Origin of the sequence: Streptomyces albiflavescens, from assembly GCF_014645835.1 — a bacterium.
Lineage (GTDB): Bacteria > Actinomycetota > Actinomycetes > Streptomycetales > Streptomycetaceae > Streptomyces > Streptomyces albiflavescens.
In genome coordinates this window covers 18,204-41,817 of record NZ_BMMM01000034.1, presented here as the reverse complement: position 1 = coordinate 41,817, position 23,614 = coordinate 18,204, and the positions used below count along the sequence as shown (strand labels likewise).

At 68.6% G+C, this 23,614-nt stretch carries 20 protein-coding genes and 3 pseudogenes; 9 read left to right on the top strand and 14 right to left on the bottom strand.

Annotation, left to right across the window (positions count from 1 at the left end; all coding sequences use genetic code 11):
• Position 1: 1 nt before the first annotated feature.
• The 6 genes from IEY95_RS47560 to IEY95_RS47535 all read right to left on the bottom strand — a co-directional run bounded on the left by IEY95_RS47560 (position 2) and on the right by IEY95_RS47535 (position 5,069).
• On the bottom strand, positions 2-865 hold the full coding sequence (locus tag IEY95_RS47560; RefSeq protein WP_189192577.1) for an immunity 49 family protein: 864 nt from the start codon (positions 863-865) through the stop codon (positions 2-4).
• Between the two features lie 15 nt (positions 866-880).
• A complete protein-coding gene (locus IEY95_RS47555; protein ID WP_189192576.1) occupies positions 881-1,525 on the bottom strand; it encodes a hypothetical protein in 645 nt (214 codons plus the stop codon).
• A gap of 9 nt (positions 1,526-1,534) precedes the next feature.
• On the bottom strand, positions 1,535-3,946 hold the full coding sequence (locus IEY95_RS47550; RefSeq protein WP_189192575.1) for a hypothetical protein: 2,412 nt from the start codon (positions 3,944-3,946) through the stop codon (positions 1,535-1,537).
• Positions 3,943-4,332, bottom strand: coding sequence for a DUF6507 family protein (locus IEY95_RS47545; RefSeq protein ID WP_189192574.1), 390 nt, complete (start codon positions 4,330-4,332; stop codon positions 3,943-3,945). The genes IEY95_RS47550 and IEY95_RS47545 overlap by 4 nt, the downstream gene beginning before the upstream one ends.
• A 69-nt stretch (positions 4,333-4,401) precedes the next feature.
• Complete coding sequence (locus tag IEY95_RS47540) at positions 4,402-4,713, bottom strand: pore-forming ESAT-6 family protein (RefSeq protein ID WP_189192573.1); 312 nt, start codon at positions 4,711-4,713, stop codon at positions 4,402-4,404.
• Positions 4,714-4,736: 23 nt separating this feature from the next.
• A complete protein-coding gene (locus IEY95_RS47535) occupies positions 4,737-5,069 on the bottom strand; it encodes a hypothetical protein (protein WP_189192572.1) in 333 nt (110 codons plus the stop codon).
• 824 nt (positions 5,070-5,893) lie between these two features.
• Between IEY95_RS47535 and IEY95_RS50005 the strand changes: the two genes are divergently transcribed.
• Together IEY95_RS50005 and IEY95_RS50000 are read left to right on the top strand one after the other, a co-directional pair.
• Positions 5,894-6,031: a hypothetical protein gene (locus IEY95_RS50005; RefSeq protein WP_229703846.1), complete on the top strand. Its 138-nt coding sequence runs from the start codon at positions 5,894-5,896 to the stop codon at positions 6,029-6,031.
• Between the two features lie 307 nt (positions 6,032-6,338).
• Positions 6,339-6,437: pseudogene (locus IEY95_RS50000) on the top strand (integrase core domain-containing protein); the annotation flags it as partial.
• Here the strand turns inward: IEY95_RS50000 and IEY95_RS47525 are convergent.
• Together IEY95_RS47525 and IEY95_RS47520 are read right to left on the bottom strand one after the other, a co-directional pair.
• Positions 6,403-8,829 (bottom strand): serine/threonine-protein kinase, encoded by a 2,427-nt coding sequence (locus tag IEY95_RS47525; protein WP_189192571.1) that lies wholly within the window; start codon positions 8,827-8,829, stop codon positions 6,403-6,405. The pseudogene IEY95_RS50000 and the gene IEY95_RS47525 overlap by 35 nt on opposite strands.
• Positions 8,830-8,860: 31 nt before the next feature.
• Positions 8,861-11,407: a serine/threonine-protein kinase gene (locus tag IEY95_RS47520; RefSeq protein ID WP_189192570.1), complete on the bottom strand. Its 2,547-nt coding sequence runs from the start codon at positions 11,405-11,407 to the stop codon at positions 8,861-8,863.
• Positions 11,408-12,283: 876 nt separating this feature from the next.
• Between IEY95_RS47520 and IEY95_RS47515 the strand changes: the two genes are divergently transcribed.
• From IEY95_RS47515 to IEY95_RS49985, 7 genes and pseudogenes are all read left to right on the top strand, one after another.
• Positions 12,284-12,976, top strand: a complete 693-nt coding sequence (locus tag IEY95_RS47515) for a helix-turn-helix domain-containing protein (RefSeq protein WP_308429434.1) — start codon at positions 12,284-12,286, stop codon at positions 12,974-12,976.
• The gene (locus IEY95_RS47510; RefSeq protein ID WP_189192599.1) at positions 12,889-13,221 is read left to right on the top strand and encodes a transposase; all 333 of its coding nucleotides are present in this window, start codon (positions 12,889-12,891) and stop codon (positions 13,219-13,221) included. Before IEY95_RS47515 ends, IEY95_RS47510 begins: the two co-directional genes overlap by 88 nt.
• Before the next feature lie 392 nt (positions 13,222-13,613).
• Positions 13,614-14,111 (top strand): AraC family transcriptional regulator, encoded by a 498-nt coding sequence (locus IEY95_RS50980; protein ID WP_373294693.1) that lies wholly within the window; start codon positions 13,614-13,616, stop codon positions 14,109-14,111.
• Between the two features lie 143 nt (positions 14,112-14,254).
• Positions 14,255-16,654, top strand: coding sequence for a glycosyltransferase (locus IEY95_RS47495; RefSeq protein ID WP_189192568.1), 2,400 nt, complete (start codon positions 14,255-14,257; stop codon positions 16,652-16,654).
• A 188-nt stretch (positions 16,655-16,842) separates the two neighbouring features.
• Positions 16,843-17,190: a hypothetical protein gene (locus tag IEY95_RS47490; RefSeq protein ID WP_189192567.1), complete on the top strand. Its 348-nt coding sequence runs from the start codon at positions 16,843-16,845 to the stop codon at positions 17,188-17,190.
• A gap of 207 nt (positions 17,191-17,397) precedes the next feature.
• A complete protein-coding gene (locus IEY95_RS47485; RefSeq protein ID WP_189192566.1) occupies positions 17,398-18,366 on the top strand; it encodes a glycosyltransferase family 2 protein in 969 nt (322 codons plus the stop codon).
• Between the two features lie 357 nt (positions 18,367-18,723).
• Positions 18,724-18,879 (top strand): annotated as a pseudogene (locus tag IEY95_RS49985) (IS5/IS1182 family transposase); the annotation flags it as partial.
• A 232-nt stretch (positions 18,880-19,111) separates the two neighbouring features.
• Here the strand turns inward: IEY95_RS49985 and IEY95_RS47480 are convergent.
• From IEY95_RS47480 to IEY95_RS47455, 6 genes and pseudogenes are all read right to left on the bottom strand, one after another.
• Positions 19,112-19,719 (bottom strand): annotated as a pseudogene (locus tag IEY95_RS47480) (integrase core domain-containing protein); the annotation flags it as partial.
• A 162-nt stretch (positions 19,720-19,881) separates the two neighbouring features.
• The gene (locus tag IEY95_RS47475) at positions 19,882-20,496 is read right to left on the bottom strand and encodes a GAF domain-containing protein (protein ID WP_189192565.1); all 615 of its coding nucleotides are present in this window, start codon (positions 20,494-20,496) and stop codon (positions 19,882-19,884) included.
• Positions 20,459-21,082: a GTP-binding protein gene (locus tag IEY95_RS47470; RefSeq protein ID WP_189192564.1), complete on the bottom strand. Its 624-nt coding sequence runs from the start codon at positions 21,080-21,082 to the stop codon at positions 20,459-20,461. Before IEY95_RS47470 ends, IEY95_RS47475 begins: the two co-directional genes overlap by 38 nt.
• On the bottom strand, positions 21,060-21,446 hold the full coding sequence (locus IEY95_RS47465; protein WP_189192563.1) for a DUF742 domain-containing protein: 387 nt from the start codon (positions 21,444-21,446) through the stop codon (positions 21,060-21,062). Before IEY95_RS47465 ends, IEY95_RS47470 begins: the two co-directional genes overlap by 23 nt.
• Before the next feature lie 3 nt (positions 21,447-21,449).
• The gene (locus IEY95_RS47460; protein ID WP_189192562.1) at positions 21,450-21,842 is read right to left on the bottom strand and encodes a roadblock/LC7 domain-containing protein; all 393 of its coding nucleotides are present in this window, start codon (positions 21,840-21,842) and stop codon (positions 21,450-21,452) included.
• Between the two features lie 74 nt (positions 21,843-21,916).
• On the bottom strand, positions 21,917-23,395 hold the full coding sequence (locus IEY95_RS47455; protein ID WP_229703844.1) for a sensor histidine kinase: 1,479 nt from the start codon (positions 23,393-23,395) through the stop codon (positions 21,917-21,919).
• Positions 23,396-23,614 lie beyond the last annotated feature (219 nt).

Sequence of the window (23,614 nt, the reverse complement as noted above, 5' to 3'; positions counted from 1 at the left end):
GTCACGTCTCGAACTCGCCGAGCCAGCTGCGGTCGAGCAGGTTCTCGGGGAGGTACTCCGATTCCACCTCGATGGGACGTCCCGCGTCGTAGGCGAGGCATGCGATGGCCAGCGGGGCGAGCGCAACATCGCCGGTGAGGCTCTCGCGCTCCTCGTCCGCCGTCCAGTACTCCTTGTGGAGTTGGACGGCCTGCACGAGTGCCTCGTTGAACTTGACCGGGTCCTGGCTGATGAACCGGTAGAAGAGGTTGAGCGGCGGATACAGAACCTTGAGCATCATCTCGCGGTCGATGAACCGGAGCGTGTCAGGGTCGGTCCCGTCGAACGCGGCGACGAGCTTCTCGCCGAGGCCGGGGCGCTCCAGCCAGTAGGTCTGGAGCGCGTCCACCCAGTGGTAGATGTACTCCTCGAACACCGCACCCGAGGCGCGCAGCAACTCGATCGGGACGTTGCAGAGCTGTGTCATCCGTGCCTGGTCACGGCAGATGACCGCCAGCCAGAACGCTTCCAGCCACGTTCCGGCGTCCACGAAGTGCTTCACCCCACACGCGGGAATCGTCCGCTTCTTGTGGGCGATCATGCACTCGACCGTCGTCCCTTCGGGCGCGGTCGCCGAGGCGAAGAGCGCGGAGCCGACCTGCATGGCCGCGACCCATGCCTCCCAGGTCTCGCTCTTGTTCGCGCTGGGGTCGTAGCAGCAGTGGAGTTGGGCGGTGCTCAGGGCGCGACTGAAGGCCATGCCGAAGCTGTTCGGGTACTCCTCAAGGTCGGCGATGTTCTTGAGAGTGTCCTCATTGGCCCATTGCAGGTGCTGCACCGGGTCGGCGCTGCCCTCATACGGAGGCCGGGGAACCTTCGTCGGCATGGATCGTGTCTTCATTCAGAGCTTGTCCGTAACGTCGGGGCCGGAACCGTCGTCGAGCGCGTCGGGAGTCCCGATACCGAGTTCTGTCGCGAACCCGAAGTATGTGACTTCACCTGGTTCGCCCTTCACCCCCAGCATTGAATTGAGGTCCTGCAAAGCCGCTGCGAGCCGCGGAGCATTGTGTTGGTGCACATCCGGGTGGGGTCGGCCCGCGAAGTCGAACCAGCCCCAGATGTCGTGGTGGACGGCAAGCTCGGCAGATAGGCCCACAGGGGCGGGGGAGACCGACAGGTCGACCAGCCGAGGCTCGCGATGACTGTTTCCTTCGGCGTCGATCCAGGTCCCCGACCCTACGATGTGAATGTCATCGACCTCGGCGTTCGGGAAGCCCGAGGGCCGACTGTCGAGAACTCGTTGCGGGAGACGAGGGTCCCCAAGCGGAACGGTCAACGCCAGACTCGTCGTGATGTCGATGCCACCGGAGTCGAGCACATACCAGTCGTATTCGAACCTGTGCGGTGTCAGGAGCTCATGCTTTCTAAGGATCTCTGACATTCTCGCCGCCATCGCCAGCGCGGATTCCAGGCCAGGGGCGGCCACTTCGTCGAGGTCCCAGAACCAGGAACCGCATTCACGCGGAGCGCGCATCAGAGTCGACATGGAGATTCCTTACGGGAAAACGGGGCCGTTGGGCGGGACAGTGACGGATCCGTCAACGAAGCGCAGGTGGAACGTGGCCCCTGCTCTCCTGGCCTGAAACTCGGCTTCCTTGAACATCTTAGCGTTGAGATCCGCGATCGACTGATGCACATCCAGGATGGCGATCTTCGCATCGGCCGTACCACCTTTGAGCTGGGTGGCAGCCTTCTTGGTCGCGCTCTTGATCCCCTCGATGTTGTCGACGTCCTTGAGTTGGTAGCCGTAATGCGGTGTCCCGTCGGAGCGGAGCGTGGTGACGTCCAGATCGAGCCCGGTCGCATCGTCCTTGAGCTCGAACGCGAGATGGGAGAAACCACGACTCTGCAGTTCTGTTGCCTGGTTCAAAGCCATGTAGGCGGCAGGAACCATGCTCTTGTTGGACTTGCTGGCGCCCTGCTTGCACATCTTGAGGATCTCGTCGTAGTTCTTTACCCCGCTCAGATGCCCACGAGAGATCAGATCCGCGACATCGGCACCGAACGGCTCCTTGCTCAGGGTGCGGATCACGCGAGCCTGGTCCTGCGGGGATATCTTTGCTCGGCTGAGCTCCTCGGTGAGTCCTGGTTCCTGCTCGGGCCGCATCGGCTCGGAGGGCGAACCGGCAGTCTCCGTTCCCCTGCTGTACCGCTCCGGGGCAATCTCGTCGATGGGGGTGCGCGGCATACCGGCGGGCCCTGTGTGTCCGGCGTCCGGCGGGGCCGGATCCCCGCTGCCTGTCGGTCCGTCGTGGCCGGCACTTGTAGGTCCGTGGCTGTGCCCACTTGTGGGGCTGTCCATGCCGTCACCGGTCGGCCCCTCGCCGTGGGAGGGGGTGGCGCCGCGTGCCGAGTCGGCAGATGATTCGTGACGTGCGGCCGGAGCGTGTCCCGAATCATGAGCGGCGGCGCCAGGCACATGGCCGCCCGATTCGTGGGGAAGGCTGTTCGCCCCGCCGGGCACCGCATCTCCCGTCCGCCCCACAGCTCCGATGTCATCTCCGCCGCCGTGCGCGGCGACCACGGCCGGTTCACGGTGGGCGAGGTTGTTTTCGAGCATGGCCCGGTCGGCGGCGGACAGCTCGACGTGGGCTGCTGCCTTGGTGCCGTCCGCCTTGATGACGGAGCCGTCGTCGAGGTTCAGACGGGTGCCGTCGGGCCATTCGATGTGGTTCCCGACCACGACCGGAACGTTGTCGGCGGTCTTCAGGATGCCCCCGTCGGCTTGGACCTTGCCCGCGCCGGAGAGGACGTCGGTGTACGCGCCGGCGCGGATGCCCTTCAGGCTGGTGAAGAGGTCGGCGACCTTGACCGTGCCGAACTTGGCGGCCTTGCCGATGTACGTGATCGGGTCGACGAGTTTGCCGGCCTTGCCGAGCACGGCGACGGTGCGGGCTGCGGCGCCGCCCTTGGCCGCTGCTCCCGCACCACCGGTGAAGACGGTGGTGAGGACGTTGAAGGTGACGGCGCCCGAGGCGCGTGCCGGGTTCGTGCCCCACTGGTCGTAGGCGACCAGCGCCTTTCCGGTCTCGATGACGGTGTCGCGGGATTCCTTCAGATAGGTGGGGAGTTTGTCGTCGGGGAGCATCCAGTAGGCGTAGCCGAGTGGGGTGGCGCTGATGAGGACGCCGGTGGCCAGCTTGCCCAGCCCGTCCCAGGCCTTGCCCATGGCGTCCAGGCCGTCGAAACCGACGAGCGTGCCCAGGCCCTTGATGGTGCCCCACACGCCGTCGATGACGAAGCCCTTGCCGAACTCGACCATCTCGTGGCCGAGCCAGTCCAGCCCGTGGCGCTCCTTCTCGACCGTCTTGCCCCAGGGCAGGTCCTGGGACTGCTCGAGGACATCCGCGGTGAAGCCGTACAGGGACTGGTCCCGGTTCAGCCACCGCTTGGAGGCGCCGTCCTCAATGATCAGCGTGGTGCCGCCGACGAGCGCAGTGATCTTGTTGTGGCAGGTGATCTCGGCCTGCCAGAACGCCGCTGTGGTGTTGTTGACGTCGTGCACCAGGTCGTTGTTGAGGGAGACGTTGTCGTCGTCCTCGCGCCAGTGGTCGTCGCCCGCGATGTCCGCCCGGAAGGTGGTGGCCTGCTCTTTGAGGCCCTTGAGCTTGGCCACGAGCGGCCGGATCTCCTCCTCGTAGGCGCTCAAGGCGGCGCCCACCTTCTCCAAGTCGTCTGCGAACGCATCCGACTTGGTAGCCACGGGAGCGGTGGTGGCGAACAACTGGTCCGCCTCCGGCGCCGCGTAGAACGCCGACAGCCCCTGGAACGTGGAATGGACGTTCGCCCCGGACAGCCGGAAGATGGACGCCTCGGCGCCCAGGGTGACCGCGTCCAGGCCTAACTGCTCGAGATCACCAGTGAACTGGGGAATGCCCGACGGGTCTATCAGGTCCGGGCTGCTCACTTCGCGCCCTGCTTCCCGCCCGCCCCGGGCAGGTCGATCTTTGGCTCCTTGAGCGCTTCCTGCTGGGCCTTCGCAGCCATCTCCAGGTCGCCTGTGACGTAGTAGTTGGTGGCTGTGGCGGCTCCGGTCATCGAGTTAGACGTACGTTCCGCCACGTACAGCAGGTCCTTCTGGTAGGCGTTGAAGAACTCACCCAGCGCCGCCGCCACCGGCCCCTGGGTGCCACTCTTCTCCACGCCGCCCTTTTCGATGGTGCCCGCCGACTTCGCTGCGCTCGGAACGGTCTTCTCCAACGCCTTGCCGGTGTTCGACAACCCTTCGGCCGCCGTAGCGGTGTTGGTGAGGACGCCCTGCACCCCCGAGGGAGAGATATCCCAAGCCGTCACGTAAAGCCCCCGTAATCCCGTACGCCGTAGTGCCGCTCGCCGCGGCCTGGTGCCCCGTAGCCGCTGGACTCAGCCGATGTTGTCGACGGCCGCCCGTGCCTTGGCCATGGTCGACTGGGCGGTCCCGTCGTTCTGCTCCAGCGTGGTGCGCACGAGGCGGATGATGTCGCGCACCTCGTTCGCTGCGTGGTTCCAGCGCTTTTCCTTGCCGTGGTACTCGTCGGCGACGCCGTCGGCCATGAAGTCGGCCATCGCGGCCTGTACCGCGCGATCGCGATCCCCGAGCACGCGCTCCAGCTGGCCGATGATGCCCTGCAGGCTGCCCTGCACCTCGGTGGAGGCGCCGGTGTCGTACGAGCGGCGGTCCTGGTTCTGCCCCATGGTCAAGCTCCCCCTGTGTTTGCTTATCGGGCGCCGAAGCGGGCGGCGTCGAAGTTGGACTGGCCCATGTTTTGGTGGGCGTTGTCCTCCTGCTCCAGGTCACCGGAGCCGAACGCGGTGTCCATGCCGGACTGGCCGCCCAGGATCGCGCCCAACGACCCGTTCAGCGCGTTCGTGATCTCGTCCGTGTGCGCCTTGAACGAGTCGAACGCGGCCTTGCCCGCCCCGTTGAACTTCCCCTCCAGCGGCTCCGCCGCCTGCACCAGCCACCGGATCAGCGTGCCCAGGTCCTCAGTCGACCCGATCGTGCTCTTGCCGAGATCCGCCAGGGTCGACGACCCCATGTCGAACTTCATCCACCCACCCCCGTGTCAATCGTCCTCGCGTGCCGCAGCAGTTCACGCGTTCGACCGTTACGGCGCCTCTACACCTCACGCAGTTCCCGCGTGTCACGCACGTCTCACAGTGCTTCGAACATGCTCTCGTATCACGCGTTGCGGGCGCAACGCAGTACAGCGTGAAGTGGCGTGATCCATCCCATGAGTTGTCTCACGTCACCCTGAGCCAACTGCCGGATTCCTGCCGGACGGACCGCGAGGGGGGCTCGCCCGAGAGCCCCGGCGGCTGAGTGGGCCAGCCGGGCGCGTCGTAACGGCTGAGAATGTGTGGTGCCGGCGGGCGCCGTTTGAGGCAGGCTCAGACGGCTGGCAAGGACCCCGCTTCCTTGCCCTCATGGCTCATGGGAAAGCAGCCAGCCCGGCTCTCCATCCGTCGGGCCCGGTGACGGAAGGGCCCTCAGCTCACGGAAATTCGCCCGTAGGCGGCCCGTCTCCGCGTTCGCTATGACGGCCGGGATCGTGGCGTCCAACTTCAAGCCACGATCTTGGCCGCTGGTGCCCCGGATCTTGTCTAGATCACGGAGCGGGCCGCGGCGGTCACTCGGGCCGTTGGCCAGCCCAGAAGAGAGCGCCCGGCAGAGACGTTCAACAACAGCCAACCATCGTCCTGTTACAGCCTGTTGCCGATCAAGTACCCTCGATAGCCTGTCCTGTGCCCTATCCGGCACAACCGGCGACACGCTAGGGGGATCGTGGAGGGGCGCGATGCGCGAGGGCACTAAGAGGAGTTGGCAGCCGAATACGACGAGCACTGGGTCTACGGCCGACACTACATTCCCTGGATGTCCGACCGGATCACGGAGGCACTGCGGCTCGGCCCCGCGGACCGTGTGTGTGCCGACAACACCGTCACCCTATGCGACCTGCGCGTATTCGTGGATGAGGCCACCGAGGCGTTCGCGCCGGATGGCACGGGATGAGGCATCGATGGCGGGTGGTTCGGGCGCGCCGACATAGCGTTGAAGACCGCGTCGAAGCCCTCAGTGAAGTAGCCGGCGTTGTCGCGGATCAGGTACCGGATGCCGATGGTGCGCGTGTCGTCCAGACCCATGAGGAGGTTTCGGGCGCACTGGGTGGCCCACGCGGCGGTGACGTGCCGGGTGACACTGGCGATGTGGAAGCGACGGGTGCCGTGCTCGATGAAGAACAGGACGAACAGGCGCCGCAGGAAAACCGTGTCTACGTGCCGGCGCCCGGGTGGTGCTCATCCTTCCGGGCGTGCCCCGGATGAACGCGATCGCCGAGCGCTGGGTGGGATCCTGCCGACGCGAGGCCACCGACCGAATCCTGATCACGGGCGAACGACATCTGCGCCTCGTCGTCGACGAGTACGCCGACCACCACAACGAACATCGACCTCACCGATCACTCGGGCAGCGATGCCCCGACGGTGTCCCGGGGCGCCGGGTGCGGCGACCGAGCCCGTGAAACCGCTCTGCGTCGTGAGGTAGAGGACGCCGCCCAGGCAGAGCGGCTCGGCGAGCGGTCCGAGGTCCAGGCGCAGGCCCGCGGGCGTGGGCAGGCGCACGGACCCGGAGGTGGAGCCGTCGGTGACGTCGAGAGTCCGTAGCTCTCGTCGTCCCACGGCGAAGACGCGGCCATCGGCGAGCGCGAGACCACCGGTCTCGGCCGGTGCGAGGCGGTCCCAACGGAGCCTGCCTGTAAGCCGGTTGAAGCCCTTCAAGTGTCCGCTCGCATCCCGTACGACGAGGATGTCGCGGTCACCTGCCACCGGCGCGGCGGCGGGAGTGACCGTGGGGGCCAAAGTGCGGTGGGTCGCGAGCGTCGCCGGGTCGAGGACGGTGACGCCGCGGTGCCGGGTCGACCAGCACAGCAGTGTGTCGTCGTGCGCGAGCAGACCGGAGCAGTCGACGTCGTCGCGGATCCGCGGCTCGGGCACGGATCCGGTGGTGTCCAGGGCGGCCACCGAGCCGTCGGTCAGCGGCAGATAGACCTTCTTGTCATGGACGACCAAGGGGCCGTTCGCGTCCGGCAGGTAGCCCGACCACTCCTGGGCGCCGTCCCTCGTGCGCAGGGCCTGTACTTCGACGAGTTCGGTGTCGGAGGACGCCTGGTTGTCGATGTGTGCCACGAACAGTCGGCCGTCCGAGTAGGTGAGCGCGCGCATGCCCGTGAAACCCATACGCCGGTACCGCCACTTGACCAGGCCCGTCGCCGCATCCACGGCGCTGACGCCGGCCTGCGCGGGCACGAAGAAGAGGGTGCCGTCCGTGACGGGGGCGATGGCGGGATCGCCTGACGGGGTCTCCGGGAAGATGTCGTCGTTCGTCCAGCTCTCGTCGAAACCCTCCGTACGCCACTTCTCCTTGCCGTTGGCCAGATCGAGGGCGCGGGCCGCGCCGTGACCGTCGCCGCAGACGAGCAGCCCGGCCCCGGCGGCACAACCGCCCGTCTTTCCCGTGCCCTTGACGCTGTGGGCCCAGGGGCGCCAGCCGTCAGGGCGCAGCTTCGCGTCGAGTGCGGCGGCGGTGAACTCGCCGCTGTGCGCGGCGTCGGCGTCCGGCACGGCGAGCGGGCCGGTCTGCTCCTGCTTCGGCTTGTCCTCCGCCGCAGGTGCCGGGGCGCGTGTGCCGTCGCTGGGCAGCAGCACGGCCAGCGTGACGGCGAGCGCGGTGACCAGGGCCGCGGCCCCCGCGATCCACGGCCACCGGCGCCGAGTGGTGGGCGGTGCCAGAGGCGGTGGTGGCACAGGGCGCCCGGAGACCGCCGTCGGCGAGGGCGGCACGACGAGGGCGGGCGCGGGAGCCGCCGGGGAGGTCGCTGCCTGCTCCAACGGGACAGTGCCCGCTGCCTGTTCGCACCGTTCCACGGCTTCGTGGTGGGCGGCGAGGAGGGAGAGGTAGGGTGCGGGCCAGTGTGGTCCGGCGGGGGCGGCGGACAGCTCCGCCGCTAGTTCCGCGGCCGTCGGGCGCGCCGCCGGGTCGGGCCGGAGGCAGCGCGTGACCACGTCGTGCAGCAGCGGTGGTAGCTCCGACAGGTCCGCCGCGCCGGACGCGATGCGGTACAGGACCGACGCCGGTTCCTCGTCGTCGAAAGGGCCGCGGCCCGTCGCGGCGAAGCACAGTACCGCGCCCAGGCAGAACACGTCCGAGGCGGGCACCAGCGCGTTGCTGCCGGTCAGATGCTCGGGGGACATGTAGCCCGGCGTGCCGATCAGCAGGCCCGTCGCGGTGAGAGCCGTCGCGTCGAAGGCCTGCGCGATGCCGAAGTCGATCAGGCGCGGTCCGTCGGCGGTAAGCAGCACATTGCCGGGCTTGAGGTCGCGATGCAGGATGCGCGCGGTGTGCACCGCGCCGAGTGCCCGGGCGAGCCCCGCGCCCAGCGCGCGTATGGCGGGCACCGGCAGCCGGCCGCATCTGGCCACCGCGTCGGACAGCGCGGGTCCGGCGATGTACTCCGTTGCCAACCAAGGGAGTGGAGCGTCGGCGTCGCCGTCGAGGAGCGCGGCGGTGTGCGGCCCCGTCACCGCGCGCGCCGCGTCAATCTCGCGGCGGAAGCGCGCCCGGAAGCCGCCGTCGGTGTCGATCTCGTCGGCCAGAGCCTTCACGGTCTTCACCGCGACGAGCGGTCCCGCCACCACTCCGCCCGCGATCTCCCGGCGTCCCAGGAACACCTCGCCCATGCCGCCCGCGCCGATCCGGCCGATGAGCCGGTACGGGCCGACGCGTCGGATCGGTCCCTGCCAGGGGGTCAGCACGGCGACTGCTCGTCTCGGGTACGCGTATCGCTCACGGTAGCCTCACCGACGAGATCGCGCCGCGGTCGAAGACCACGTGGGCCACACCGCCCAGCATCAGGACCAGCGGCGGCCGGATCTGGTCCCGAATGACGATCCCGTTCCCGTCGTCCTGGGGTTCGCTGCGGTCACCGGGCGCGCCGGGCAGTGGGACGGCGCGCGGCTTGCCGAGGCGCGCCCTCTTCTCGTCCAGGGGCGCCACGTACAGGGAGTGGTTGTCGGCGAACACCGCGCGCCCGTCGGCCAGGAGCGGGGCGGACACGCTCGGCCCCGCCACGGGAGACTTCAGAGTCTGCGTCTCCTTGCCGGTGCGCAGATCCGTCAGAACGATGGCGCCGGTGTCGCTGCCGTCGTCGCTGCGCCGGGCGATGGAGTACGTGCTGTTGGTCGCCGTGACGGTGACATCGGTACGGGTGGTCTTCTGGTCGAGCCGGTACGAGTAGTGGCCCACAGGCTCGAGGGTGCGAGGTGCGTAGCGGTCGACCCGGACCTCGACCTCCTCCCCTTCCGGGCCCGGCCCTTCGGTCACCGTGCCGTCGCACTGGATCGTGCCGCCGCCCGAGGACACGGTGCGGCAGCCGGTGGCCGTCGTCGGGGAAGCGCGGCCAAGGACGACTCCCTTGTGGACGTCGACCGCGACGAGGCTGTCCGGGGTGCGCGCGTACACCACGCCGTCGATCAGGGCCCGGGCAGCGTACAGACCTTCCTCGGCGTGGCTCGGATCGTCGTTCTCGTTGAGTGTCACGTCCCACTGGGCGCTGCCGTCGGTGGCGTCGTACGCGCGCATCGAGGCGCCTTTCGGCTCCTGGCTGAGTGACTTGCCCTCCAGGGTGGCGATGACCGTGTTGTCGGCCAGCAAGGGCTGTGCGCTGAACTTCCCCCGTCCCGCCGGGGGCCGGGCCCGCCATCGCACGTCACCGGTGCGCGAGTCGCGCAGCTGCAACTCGCCGTCCGACGCGATCAGGGCGTGCCCACCCCTCACTTGTGGGGCCAGCGAGTCACCCGGCATGAACAGCGTGCCGCTGCCGGGCCCGAGATAGGCCTCAGAGACGCCTTCCTCGGCGGCGGACGGGCTGCCGGACGTCCACAGCCGGTGCCCGTCGGCCGTCGACACCGCCTCGTACGTGCCGTTGGTCAGCAGGCACACGATGGCCCGGGTGTCCGCGGCGCAGTTCATGCGCGCGTCACCTAGCCGCCCCCGCCAGGGCTTCCAGCCTGGGGCCCGCTGCGCGGCGAACTGCGGCACGTAACCGCTGCGGTCGACCGTGCCGGACCCGTCGACCCCTGCCTGGGCCACGAGTTGGGCGGGTGTCAGGGTCGTCGTCGGGGTCGGTGCGGCGCCGCCGGCCCCGGACCCGTTCCCGCCGTCCGCGCCGCGCAATGCCAGATACGCGCCCACACCTGCCCCTGCGACAGCCACCGCCGCGACCACGGCGAGCGCCCGGAGCCGCCCCCGGCGGCGGGGTGCCGGGGGCGCGGCGGGCGCGGGCGGCGTGGGGCCCATCGTCGGGAACTGGTGCGGGGCCAGGGTGCCCGCGCCGAGCGGCCGTCCGGCGGACGGCTCCTGGGCGGTGGGCGCCTTCGGCAGCGGCAGCAGCGGCGCCCCGCTCGCGCACAGCGCCATCACGTCGCGGTGCCCGTCCTCGATGTCCCGGGCCACGGGGGCCGGCCAGCCCGCCCCGGTGCCATTCCCCTCATCGCCGTGCGCCGCACGCAGCGCGGCGAACCGCTCCACGAGCTCGTTCGCGGTCGGCCGCGACGCCGGGTCCTTCGCCAGGCACGCCGTGACCAGCGGCACCAACTCGGCGGGCAGCTCGTCGAGTGGGGCATCGGCTTCCGACACCCGGAACAGCACCGCGGCGACCGGCCCGTCCCCGAACAGGTCCCGGCCCGTCGCCGCGTACGCCAGGACCGAGGCCAGGCAGAACGCATCGGAGGCCGCCACCACGTGCCGGCCACCGGCGATGTGTTCCGGTGACATGTAGGCAGGGGTGCCGACCATGCGTCCTGTCGACGTCAGGGTCGTGGCCGTACGGGTCCGGGCCACGCCGAAGTCGATCAGCCGCGGCCCGTCCGCGCCGAGCAGCACGTTCGCCGGCTTCAGGTCGCGGTGCGTCGCGCCTGCGGCGTGCACCGCCACCAGTGCGCGGGCCATGCCCTCGCCGAGCCGAGCGAGCGCCCCGAGCGGCAGGGGGCCGTGCCGCCGCACCGCCTGGGCAAGCGTCGGCCCGATCACGAACTCCGTGGCTATCCACGGCAGTTCCTGAGCCACGTTGCTGTCCATCAGGCGCGCCACGCACGGACTGTTCACCGACGCCGCGACCGCCGCCTCCCGCGCGAAGCGCTGCAGATAGTCCTCTTCCCGGGCCACCTCGTTGCGGATCACCTTCACGGCCACGAGGTCCGCCGGGCCGTATCCGGCGACGAGCCGCTCTGAGCGGGCCAGGAGGACCTCGCCCATGCCACCCGCCCCCAGCCGGGCCAGCATCACATACGGTCCGACGGCGCGCGGCGACGTCCCGCGCAGTTGCCCCAGCATCCGGTGCCCCCAAATCCCTTGAATACCAGGCGTGTTCCGACAGTCTTCCACGCGGCTGGGGCCCGGCCGGTTCGGGCGGACGTCCGTGACCTCTCGACTTTGCGGAGAATCGCGATCTTGAATGGGACTTCGGTTGCCCGTCCGAGTGAGTCCGGCGTGATCAGCGGACGTCCGAGGTGAACGTGAAGAACCGTCAGCGGTGTTGTCCAACCTGCGGGTGCCGATTAATCATCCGCGCAGGGCGGAAGGCTTTCGAGCATCGGGCACGGGGGGTGACGCGGGGCGGCACGGGCTCGCTCGGTGGTCAGCGGATTCGACACATACGTGACCATCAGGCCGGTGCCTGCGCTGCTTGCCAACCGCCCAAGGGACATGCCGCTACGTCATGTGTGAACCGGACCAATCGCGATCATGCAAAGACACCCGTTCCGGCTTGATCAGCAAGTATCGAGCGAGCCCGGGGCAGGAGAGCAGCGGGCTGGTGTGTTGGGAGAGCGGTGAAATGGGATTGGTAGGTTCCTGGAGCCTTACCACGCAGCGATGGGCGCGGGTCGATTGCCACGGGAAGCAGCGGGGCCACCCGGCGCATCCTGCAGCTCAAGCTGCCCTTGCGCGACAAGGACCGTATCGTTGATGGTCAAGTCCCCCCTCGGACACAACCGAACCGACTCGCTGGGACGTTCACGAGATCGTCCTGAAGCGTTCACGAATTACCGGTCGAGTCATGTGACTCACCGGTATTTCGTCGTTTCTGGGGCCTCGAGCCTCGTGATCGGCTCGATGAGGGGGTGAGGCGGTGGCAGTCCAGGTACTGCGCCTCTCGCCTGCGGAAACAGGACATGCCTGCGCGACGGCTGGTAGCCGTGGCGCAGGCATGTGGGGTTTTCAGGGGGCGGAGCGCGGCGGAGATGTGTCACTCGCGTGGCGGAGGCTCGACCTGCTCGGTCGGAAGCGGTCGCGCCTGGGGCGGGTCGGAGGGCTCACCGGTCCTGCCTGACACCACCACCGCCCAAGCAGTCCGAGCCCACGCTGGCAAAGGCGCCCGACCCCGCCTTCAACCCGGACACCGGCGCCGAGAAGTGGCTGGTCACACGTACCCGGGAGCGCTACCGGGCCGTCCAGGACCTGCTTGCCCAGGGATGGACGATCAGCGCCATCGGACGGGAACTCGGACTGGCCCGCCACACAGCCCACCGCTACGCATGCTGCGAGAACCCCGAAGCCCTCGCCGACCGCGCCATCCGCACCACCCGGCTGCACGTTTACCGGCCCTACCTGATCAGCCGCTGGAACCAGGGCTGCACCAACGCCTCCGCCCTCTTCCGCGAGATCCAGGCCCAGGGCTACCCAGGCCGCACACCACAAGCCGTCCGCCGCCTCCTGCGCCCACTGCGTGATACCGCGAAGGCGGCACCCGCACCACCGCCAAACCCCAGGGCTTCATCAGATGGATCACTCGTCACCCCGGCCACTTACGAGCCGTGGACGAACAACAACTCGACGACGTCCTCTCCCGCTGCCCCGAACTGGCCGCACTGCGCACCCACGTCCACGCCTTCGCCCGCATGATCTGCGACCGCACCGGCACCGACCTCCCCGCCTGGATCTGCGCGGTCCGCGCCGACGACCTACCCCAACTGCATGCCTTCGCTGACGGACTCGAACGCGACCGGAATGCTGTCCTGGCCAGCCTCACCCTGCCCTGGAGCAGCGGCCCGGTCGAAGGACACGTCAACCGGATCAAGATGCTCAAACGACAGATGTATGGACGCGCGACCCTTCCACTCCTGCGTAAGCGAGTCCTCCTCGCATGACGCCCCGTCACCGCATCACGAAAATCTTGGCAGAACCAGTCACTGACTCCGCCGCGCGCGAGGACGTGGGGGCGTCGCGGCCGCACGCCGGTTGTCCGGGTGCGCGGCCGAGGCTCCGGGCGAGTGTCGATGGTCGGCAGCAGGCGCAGCGCGGCGATCTCGACGTCTTTCTCACGGTCGGTCATCGGCAACAACCGCAGCATCGCGAACGCGTTCGTCACGCCCAGGTGCGCCAGTCTCAGCAGCACGACTGATCATCATGCCGCGCCGACCGCCGCCGCGCGATAGCTGCGACTCGAGCGGCCTCGGCTGGTACCGAAACCCGTTCCCACCTGCATGGATGAGGTATTCGGCAAGAGCAGCGTCAACTGGCCCTCGGGGACTCGAATCTGATGTACGTCCGTAGGGCCGTCGGCTCGATCCGCTCACACCTCACCGAACCGCTGAGGATCAAGGAGGTCGCGGACATCGCGCACATGAGCACCACCTCCCTGCACCGCCACTTCAAGTCCGCGACCGGGACGAGCCCCCTGCAGTTCCAGAAACGGCTTCGGCTGCACGCGCTGATGCAGCCAGAGGGTACGGGATGCCGGCGGTGTGCGAGCCGAGCAGCTCGAGTGACCGAGGCGACAGATATTGGAGGGGTCGAAATGGCAGCGCAGACGCAGAGGGCCGGCAGTCGCAGTCGGCGCAGCACCTCGCAGGGCAGCGGTGCCAGGAGCGCAGCGAGGAGGGCCCGGTCCTCGGGTGTGAACCTGGCTCTGCTGGGGCTCAGTTGCCTTTCGAGGACGGTGATCTGGTGGTGTAGGGCGACGATCTCCACGTCCTTGTCGCGGTCGCTCATCGGCAGCAGGCGCAGCGCGGCGAAGGCGTTGGTGACGGTCAGGTAGGTCAGGCGGAGAGCAGCACGAGAGAGCATTATGCCGCGGTCGTCCCCCGGCACTCGCACCATGCTGAGGGCCGCGCGGGTGATTGTTCTGACGACCAGTCCACCGGAAAACCCCTCGTTCCAACGAATCGGCATACTGTCCCAATGCGGATGCAACAGAAGATTCCCGCCTTGATCCATCAAACCTGGAAAGACACCGATGTACCCCCGGAATGGGAGGCGTGGGCCGACTCTTGGCGTCGGCGCCATCCTGGCTGGGGGTACCGTTTGTGGACCGACGCGGACAATCGCGCATTCCTCCAGGAGCACTATCCGTGGTTCCTGCCCGTCTACGATGGCTATCCAGAAGCGATCATGCGGGCCGACGCGATTCGCTATTTCCTGCTCGACCATTTCGGCGGGCTCTACGTCGATCTGGACTTCGAGTGTCTCAGCCCCGTCGACGACATCCTGGGCGGGCACGAACTCGTCCTCGGCTGCGAACCGGAGGCGCACACACGGCTGCTGCTGGCCCGCCAGCGCGGATTCGGCCGCATCGTCGGCAACGCGTTCATCGCGTCACGCCCCGGCCACCCCTTCTGGGCACACGTGCACCAACAGTTGGTAGGCTCCCACAAGTCGCCGAGTGCGCTGGACGCCACAGGCCCCTTCTTCCTCACCAGAGCGGTCGACTGCGTCCCGGATCCTGCCTCGATCACGGTCCTCGGTCCGGAGGTCCTCTACCCCGAGGTGAGCCCGTACGCGGCAGAACTGTTCGGCCCTCAGAATGCCGACTACGAACGTGCCTGCGCCGTGCACCACTGGTCCGGCAGCTGGGTGGCAGGCACCCCCGTGGGCCCACGGACCTCCGTCGGCAAACGGTTCCCGTTCTGGGCGAGCCAGGAGCTGCACCCCCTCGCCGACGGCATGCTCAGCCTTGACGCGCAGCGCCGCCGCTGGGCCTCGGGTGCGCCCGCGCCGACGGTGTCATGCCTGATGGTGACCAAGGACCGCTCGTCGACGGCCCGTCGCGCGATCAGGTGTTTCCGCGCGCAGACCTACCCGAACCTGGAACTGGTCGTCGTCGAGGACGGTACGGACGACGCCCTCGAACGGCACATCCGCGAGCAGGGCGACCCGCGGATCCGCCATCACCGACTTCCCCCGGAAGGACGGCCGTTGGGCGAGCTGCGCAACGAGGCGGTGGACCGGGCGACTGGGCCTTACGTATGCCAGTGGGACGACGACGACCTGTATGACCCGGAGCGGGTCGAGACGCAGATGGCTGCGATTCTTGCGCTGGGAGTCGACGCCTGCTTCCTCGCCCGTGAACGGCTGTGGTGGCCCGCTCGGCGCAAGCTCGCGATCTCCTGCGCGCGCGTCTGGGAGGGGTCGATGCTGTGCGCCAAGGATCGGCTGCCGCGCTACCCGGCACTGCGTCGGGGCGAGGACACGCCGGTGGCGGAAGGGGTGGTCCGCAGCTGCCGGGTGGTGTCGGTCGACGCGCCCGAGCTGTACACCTATGTGTGTCACGGCAGCAATACGTTCGACGAGTCCCATTTCGCGGAGCACTTCGACGTGGCGACCGAGATCTGGGCCGAACCCGGCGCCTACGCCGAGCGATTGCAGGCCATGGCGACCCGGATGCCGATCGAGCCGAAGGACATCGCCCACGCCGAGATGGGCCCCGCCGCCCTGGCCTGCGTCCAAGGACCGCAGACGGCCGTAGAGCCGGCCCCGGGCCCGGCAAGCGAGCGGCCACGGGTGCTGGTGCTCACCCCCGTCAAGGACGCGGCCGCATTCCTGCCCCGCTATCTGGAGAGCCTTCGCGCCCTGGACTACCCGCGCGAGGCGATCTCCCTGGGCCTGCTGGAGGGCGACAGCAGGGACACGACACGAGAACTGCTCCAACAGGTCCTGCCCGGCCTCGAGGCAGAGTACCGGCGGGTCACCCTGGTGCACCGCGACTTCGGCCTGCAGTTGGAGGGCCCCCGTTGGGAGCAGGGCGTTCAGCGCCGACGCCGGTCGGTGCTGGCCAGGGCCCGCAACCATCTGCTCTCCCGGGCCCTTGCCGACGAGGAGTGGGTGCTGTGGCTCGATGTCGACGTCACCGACTATCCGGCCGACCTGATCCAGCGTCTCCTCGGAGCGCGCAAGCACATCGTCGTCCCGCACTGTGCCACCACGGCGGGCGGACCCACGTACGACCTCAACACGTTCGTCCTTCACCCTAGGGCCGGCACGCTCAACTGGTCCCAATGGCTTCGCGACGGCATCCTGCAGCCCCCCAAAGGGTTCGGCCGGACCTACCTCGACGGGTTGCGCGGACAGGGGCTGGTCCGCGTCGACTCCGTGGGTGGCACGGCACTGCTGGTACGCGCCGACCTCCACCGTGACGGCCTGGCCTTCCCGTGTTTCCCGTACCAGCACCTCATCGAGACCGAGGGCCTGGCCGCGATGGCCCGGGACATGGGCGCCACCTGCTGGGCCCTGCCCGACCTCGAAGTGCTGCATCCGCACCACGTCCCGGACCCGGCGGGCGTCGGGGCCATGTCCCCGTCCTGATCGACCCGGCCGGTGCACCGTCCTGGCCGACTTGGGTCGGCGTTGAAGCACCGCCCGACGAATCCAGCACTTGGAGTAATCATTTTGACACGGAAAGTAAGCAAATTCTACGGTGGCGCCACTGCCCCGGTCGCGGAACGTACCGGCCTTGCAGGGCAGCTCCCTACCCTCGAAAGAGAGGCCCCTCCTTGAAACCCCGTGTCATATCCTCGCTGGCCCTCCCCGCCGCACTGGCAACCGCCGGACTGCTGAACGGCGCAGAGGCGGCCTATGCCGCAGCCCTCGCTTCGGACTCGCTCGCCACGTCGGCGACATACGGGCACCCGGAGCAGGCGATAGGCGTCGGCACCGTCACCTCCGGGTCCGAGCACCCCTGCACCCCCATCGGCAACATGACCATCACCGACTACGTCCACTGCTGCACGCCCATCGGCAACATGACCATCACCGGCTACCACCACTGCTGCACACCCACTGCCAACCTCACGTTCTGCGACTACGGACACCACGGGCACCTGTACCCCTTCGAGGACTAGGAGCGTCGACGGCGCTCCACCACGAGTGGGTGATCCGGCGGGTCTCCTGCGACACGGCCATTCAACAGGGCCCGAGGGGGGCCGCCGGGACCCGGCAACACGGAATCCTGCCCACCCGTTATCGCGGGGGTCTCTTCGGCCCGCTCCCGTCCTGCCCCGCCCTGTCCCTTCCCGTTCCCGTTCCCGTTCCGAAGCGAAAGACGGCGCATGCCCCAGAGATCCGATCCCGTGGTTTCGGTGGTCATCCCGTGCCACAACTACGCCCGCTTTCTGCCCGAGGCAGTGTCCAGCGTCCTTGCCCAGACGTTCGAGGACTGGGAACTGGTCATCGTCGACGACGGCAGCACCGACAACACCGTCGAGGTGGCCGAGGGCCTCATCGCCCGGCACCCCGACAGGCGCATCAGTTTGCTCCAACAGGCCAATGCCGGGGTCTCCGCAGCGCGCAACACCGGAATCGAGGCAGCCGCCGGCCGCTACATCCTTCCTCTGGACGCCGACGACATGATCGCGCCCACGATGCTGGAGAAGACCGTCGCGGTGCTCGACAGCGATCCCGAGGTCGCCATCGCCTCGACCGACGTGTTCACCTTCACCGACGATGATCTGCCCCCACAGGTGATGCCTCTCCCCGCCTACAGCAGAGAACTGCTGCTCCAGCGACTGATCATGTTCTACTGCTCGCTGTACCGCCGTGAAGCGTGGCAGACCGTGGGCGGGTACGACGAGAACATGCGGGCCGGAGAGGACTGGGACTTCTGGATCGGCTGTGCCGAGCACGGCTTCGATGCGTACCACATCCATGAGCCGCTGTTCGGGGCGCGCAACAAGGACACCGGACTGCACGTGGAAGCCGCAGAGAACGACTTGGCCATCCGGGCCCGGATCGTGGCCAACCACCCAGACCTGTTCAAGCCGATCACCCGCAGCTGGGCACACGCCGTGCTGAGCCAGGACGCGGAAGTCTGCCTGCGGGACGAGAACGTGCCCGACGACATCCTCACCCGGGCTGCCGAGATGGACCAGTTCCTCGCCGCGGTCATGGCCCTGCAGAGGACCACGCGGGTGCAGTACTACCACATCCGGCGCATGGAGAAGGCGCTGGCCTCTCACAGCGGAACCGCCAACCCGCCCAGTCAGGGAAGGGAAGAGGCGCCGACGGCATCCGCCGTGTGACGTGGTGCAGGGACGAGGCGTTTCCCTGCACCCTGTGGCGCAATGTCCAGCACGCGCCCGACATCTATCGGGTTCCTGACGTCGAGGCTGTGAGAAGGCACTTTGAGCAGGTGCTCGCGGACGGGCGAAGGTGCTGATCTCGGTCGCGGAGGTGGCGGGCGAGATGGTGGTCACTGCAGAGGTGGTCCTGCTGGAGGACCCCGGACCACCAGATCCTGGTACCCCGTCGCGGAGCTGACATCCACACCGTCGTCCTTGACGAACACCGTGGCCGCGGTGTGGGGTCGGCTCTGGTCACGGCGGTGCTTCCGCAAAGGAACGGCGCAGCCCAGAAGTACGACCCACCAGGAGCTTCGTGTGCTTGTCTACCCGTCGGCGATCGATCTGTCCAACGCGCACCTGCGTGATCTCGCCCGCCGGCTGTCCGCGCACCAGTGCGAGATCGGTACCCGGTGGCGGCGGCTCACATCGGGGCGGCAGGCTTTGCTGGCCCTGGCCGACCTGCGCTGCGGAGACCGTAGGGCTTCAAAATGGCTCCATCGGCTGTGATATGCGAGTTTGTCGGGCGGTCAGTCTGCCTGCCGGTACTCGTTGATCAGGCCGGCGACGGCTTGGCTGCGTTCGATCCGGGCAGCGGGCAGGGGGATGATGTATACCCGGCCTTGGGGGAAGGCCCGTACTACCTCAGGGGCGTAGGTGCATCCCATCAATAAATTGCGTGTGCATACTTTCGGGGAGTGATCTTGCCGTGTTCCAGGAACGCCATGGCGTACAGGCGCTTTCCGAGCATGGTGTCCACGTGGAAGAAGTCGGCTGCGATGATCCCTTGGGCTTGGGCGGTCAGGAACTCACGCCAGCTGGGGCCGGACCGGCGTGGAGCCGGGGCGATGCCCGCGGCGTTCAAGATACCCCAGATCGTGGACGGTGCGATCGGATGCCCCAGCCGGGCAAGCTCGCCCTGGATCCTACGATGTCCCCACCGGGGATTTTCGCCGGCCAAGCGCAGCACCAGCTTCCTGAGCGCGGCCGCAGTCGGGGGTCGGCCCTTGCGGCTGCGGCGGGCGGAGTAGTCCCACTTCATGGCAATCAGCTTGCGGTGCCGGGCCAGCAGGGTGCCGGGTGTGACGGGGAAGACATCGGCCCAGCGGAGGCGCGGTATCAGCGAGGACAGCGCGGAAAGCCAGAACCGGTCGGCCCACTTGTAGCGGACCGGGACCTTGAGCTGACGGCGCAGGACTGAGTTCTCATGTCTCACACCAACAACTCGGCTTCCCTGGCGGTGTCTCGGCGCAGCAGGACAGCCGGTAGGGACAGCAGCGTGCGAGCAGCGCGGTACAACAGCGATACGACCATCGGAACAGCGTCTCAGCCACCACCGACAATCATGTATACCGCTGCTCACCTGCAGCGATGACCTTATGAGCCCCACACGATCTGCGCGGCGCACGGGATCGTGGCTGGACGGCCGCGCCGGGGACGCTCCGGGGCGGCCGCGTGCGAGTCCGGCAGCGCCGGTCAGCTGCGACGGTGCGCCGACTCCTCCAGCCGCTCGACCAGTTCGGCAGCCATGGCCTTGATGGTTTCCAGCCCCTTGCGCCCCCACGGCTGTGGGTCCTGGTCGACCACGCAGATCGTGCCGAGCACCACTCCGGTGCTGTCTATCAGCGGTGCGCCCAGATAGGAGTGGACGCCGATCGCGTCGACCACCGGGTTACCGGCGAACCGCGGGAAGTCCCGGATGTCCTCCAGCACCAGCGCCCGGCGGCGCTTGACCACGTGCGGGCAGATGCCCATGTCGATGTCGCGGGGCATGATGCGGCCGGGCACCGGATCCTCCAGCAACGGCGGTCCCACGTGGACGGTGGTGTCCTGCGCGGCGCTGTACAAGCCTGCGAAGTACTGGCGGTCGGCGTCGAGGAAGAAGTTGACCCCGGCGTAGCAGCCGCCAGTACGCTGTGCCAGTTCCCGTGCGAAGGCGTCGAGTTCCGCATCCGGACGGGCATCGATGCCCAGCTCGCGCAGCCGCTCGGATCGGGCACGCACCTGTGGGTCCTCCGGAGGGAGGAGCAGGTGGCGCAGGGCGATCCCGGACTCAGGCCCGGAGGAGGGGTTGGTCGGTGTCGCTGCCATGGGAACTCCTTGTCGTGAGCAGATGCTGAATCAGTTCGAGCAGCACGCGGATGCCCGAGTTCTGGACGCGGGCGTCGCACAGCACCACCGGCACCTCCTGCCTGAGGTCGAGCGCGGTCCGCACCTCCTCCCCGCGGTAGCGGTGGGCTCCGTCGAACTCGTTGACGGCGACGACGAAGGGGATGCCGCGCCGCTCGAAGAAGTCCACCGCCGCGAAGGAGTGCTCCAGCCTGCGGGTGTCGGCGAGAACCACCGCCCCGAGCGCTCCCTCGGAGAGTTCGTCCCACATGAACCAGAAGCGCTCCTGTCCGGGCGTACCGAACAAGTACAGGACATGGGACGGACTGAGCGTGATCCGGCCGAAGTCCAAGGCCACCGTGGTCGTGGCCTTGTTCTCCACTCCGTCCAGCCGGTCCGTGGCCGCGCTGACGGCGGTCAGCATCTCCTCGGTGCTCAGCGGCTCGATCTCGCTGAGCGCGTTGACGAAGGTGGTCTTTCCCACGCCGAACCCGCCGGCGATCAGCACCTTGATTCCCACCGGCAGAACTTCGGCGGGCAGCGGGTCACAGTCGTTTGAGGAGGCCATCGCGTACCGCTTCCAGGAGGTCTCGATCAGGTCGTGCGTAGTGGCCCGGGGGCGCCGCGGGCGCATCACCTGCGACCACCGCGCCTCCCTCAGCCAGATCGGACAGCAGCACCTTGACCACGGCGGCGGGCACCTGCATCCGGGCCGCCACCTCGGCGACGCTCACAGGCTGCTCGCACAGCGCTAGTACCCGCGCATGCTCCAGGCCGAAGGCGCCCTGCGTCTGGGAGCCAGTGGCCCGCACCGTGGTCACCAGCGTGAAGTGGGACGTGGCCCTGGTCCGGCCGTCGCTCAGGGTGTAGGGACGGACCAGCCGTCCGGCCGCTTCGTCGACCAGCGGTCCGTCCGGGAGGACCGGCGTCATCGGTTATCCCACCGGGTGCCGGGGCGGCGTGGCCAGGTGCGGGCGCACGCTCTTCACCATCATCCCCATCTCGTAGCCCAGCACCGCCGCGTCCGCGTCGCGTCCGGCCAGCACCGCCAGCACCGCGCCGTGCCCGGCTGCCGAGACGAACAGCAGCGAGGTGCTGAGCTCCGTCACGATCTGTCGCACGTCACCGCCGTCGTCGAAGTGCCGGCCCGCGCTGCGCGCCAACGAGTACAGCCCACTGGCGAGCGCGGCCAATTGGTCCGCGGCGTTCTCGTCGAGCCCCTCTGCTGCCTTCACCAACCCGTCCGAGGACAGCAACAAGGCGCTTCGGGTGTGCGGCACCCGGTTCACCAGACCCGTCAACAGCCAGGAAAGGTCTTCGCTCGCCACGATCGTGTACTCCTCTTCGACAGAAGGAAACGGCTTGCAGAACGGGCCCCGGGCCTTCAGGGCGTTCTTGGCTATCAGGGCGTCTCCGCTTCCTCGGCCCTGCGTAGGCCGGTCTGGAACGCGGCCATCAGGCCCGGGTCGTGTGTGATGTCCTCGGAAGCACTGGCGCTGCGGACCGGGTGCGGCCGTTCGGCGGCGTGGTCCTGGCGGCGGCGTTGAGGCAGCCGCGGACGGTCGCCCTCGCTGTCGGAGGGCACCGGGGCGGGCTTGGTTTCGGAATCGGACGCGCGCGCATCCGCAGCGGCGGTCATCACTGTCGCCCCGGGGTCCGCCGCCTCGGGCTCCACTGGGTCTTGCGGTGCCGCGCCAGGGGGCGGGTCGGTGTGGTGCGCGGGAGCTGCCGGCTGCGGGCCGAGCAGTGCGCCGGGCAGCACCATGACGGCCTGCGTGCCGCCATAGACGTTGCTCAGCAACTGCACGGCGACGTCGTGCCGCTGAGCCAGGACGGAGACCACGTACAGGCCGATCCGGCCGTCTTGCAGCAGCTCGCCGAGGGCGACCTTGTCGGGTGCACTCAAAACGGTGTTCATCTGGTTGCGCTCGGCAGGGGACATGCCCAGGCCCCGGTCCTCGACCTCGATCGCCACCCCCGCGGCGACGGGCTCCACCCGCACGTGCACGGTGGTCTGGGGCGGTGAGAAGACCGTCGCGTTCTCCAGCAGCTCGGCCAGCAGATGGACGATGTCGACCACGGCGTGGCCGCTGACCGTTCCCTCGACGGGCGGGACCAGCTTGACCCGGGCGTACTGGTCGATCTCGGCGACGGCGGAACGCAGCACGTCGGTCAGGCCGACGGGGCGGGTCCACTGGCGGTGCGTGTTCGCGCCGCCGAGCACGGCCAAGTTCTCGGCGTAGCGGCGGATCCGGGTGGACAGGTGGTCCACCCGGAACAGCCCCTTGAGCAGGTCGGGGTCCTCGACCTCGTTCTCCAGGTCGTCCAGCAGACCGATCTCGCGGTGCACCAGAGACTCCAGGCGGCGCGCCAGGTTGGCGAACACCTCGAACTGCTCTGGGCGGGAGTTGTGTTCCGCATCGACCGCACCGGCGGCGGTCCCCAGCAGGGCTGCCTCCGCCGCCTGCCGGGCCGCAGCGATTTCGAATCCGAGGCGGGAGAGTTCGTCCGGGCCGGTCTGCGGCGGCAGTTCTGGCCGGCGCCGCACAGGCCGCTCCCCGGCCCGCAACCGGCGGCACAGCGACTCCAGTTCGGCCCTGACCTCGGCTGCGGTACGGGTCAGCTCGGCCAGTTCGGCACGGTTCCGGTCGGCCGCGCGGGACAGCTCCGCCCAGTGTTTGGTGACTGCTCGTGCCTCCGCCGAAGCCCGTATGCCCGCGATCCCGGCCGCCATGGTGCCGATGAGGACCACGCCGCCGAACACCACGCCCTGGTCCGCCCGGTCCAGGTGGCCGTCGCAGACCAGCGCGGTGGCCACCGCACCGGCCGCGGCGACCACGCCCGGCGGCAGCACGGACGACAGCACCAGACGCCGCTTCAAGGACCCGGCTCCTGACTCGGCGGCCACACGGGAGGTCATGGGCGACGTCGGCCGGTCGTCCGGCGGCATGGAAGGATCAGGCATAACAGTCCCCGGACAGTGCGAAGATCGGGTAGAGCGCGCACGTTATCGCTCACCAGTACCCCGGTGTCAGCCCCTGGCGCGTACAGAAATCGAACCGTTGTCCTCGACTTTGCTTCGAAGCGCGCGTCCCAGGCG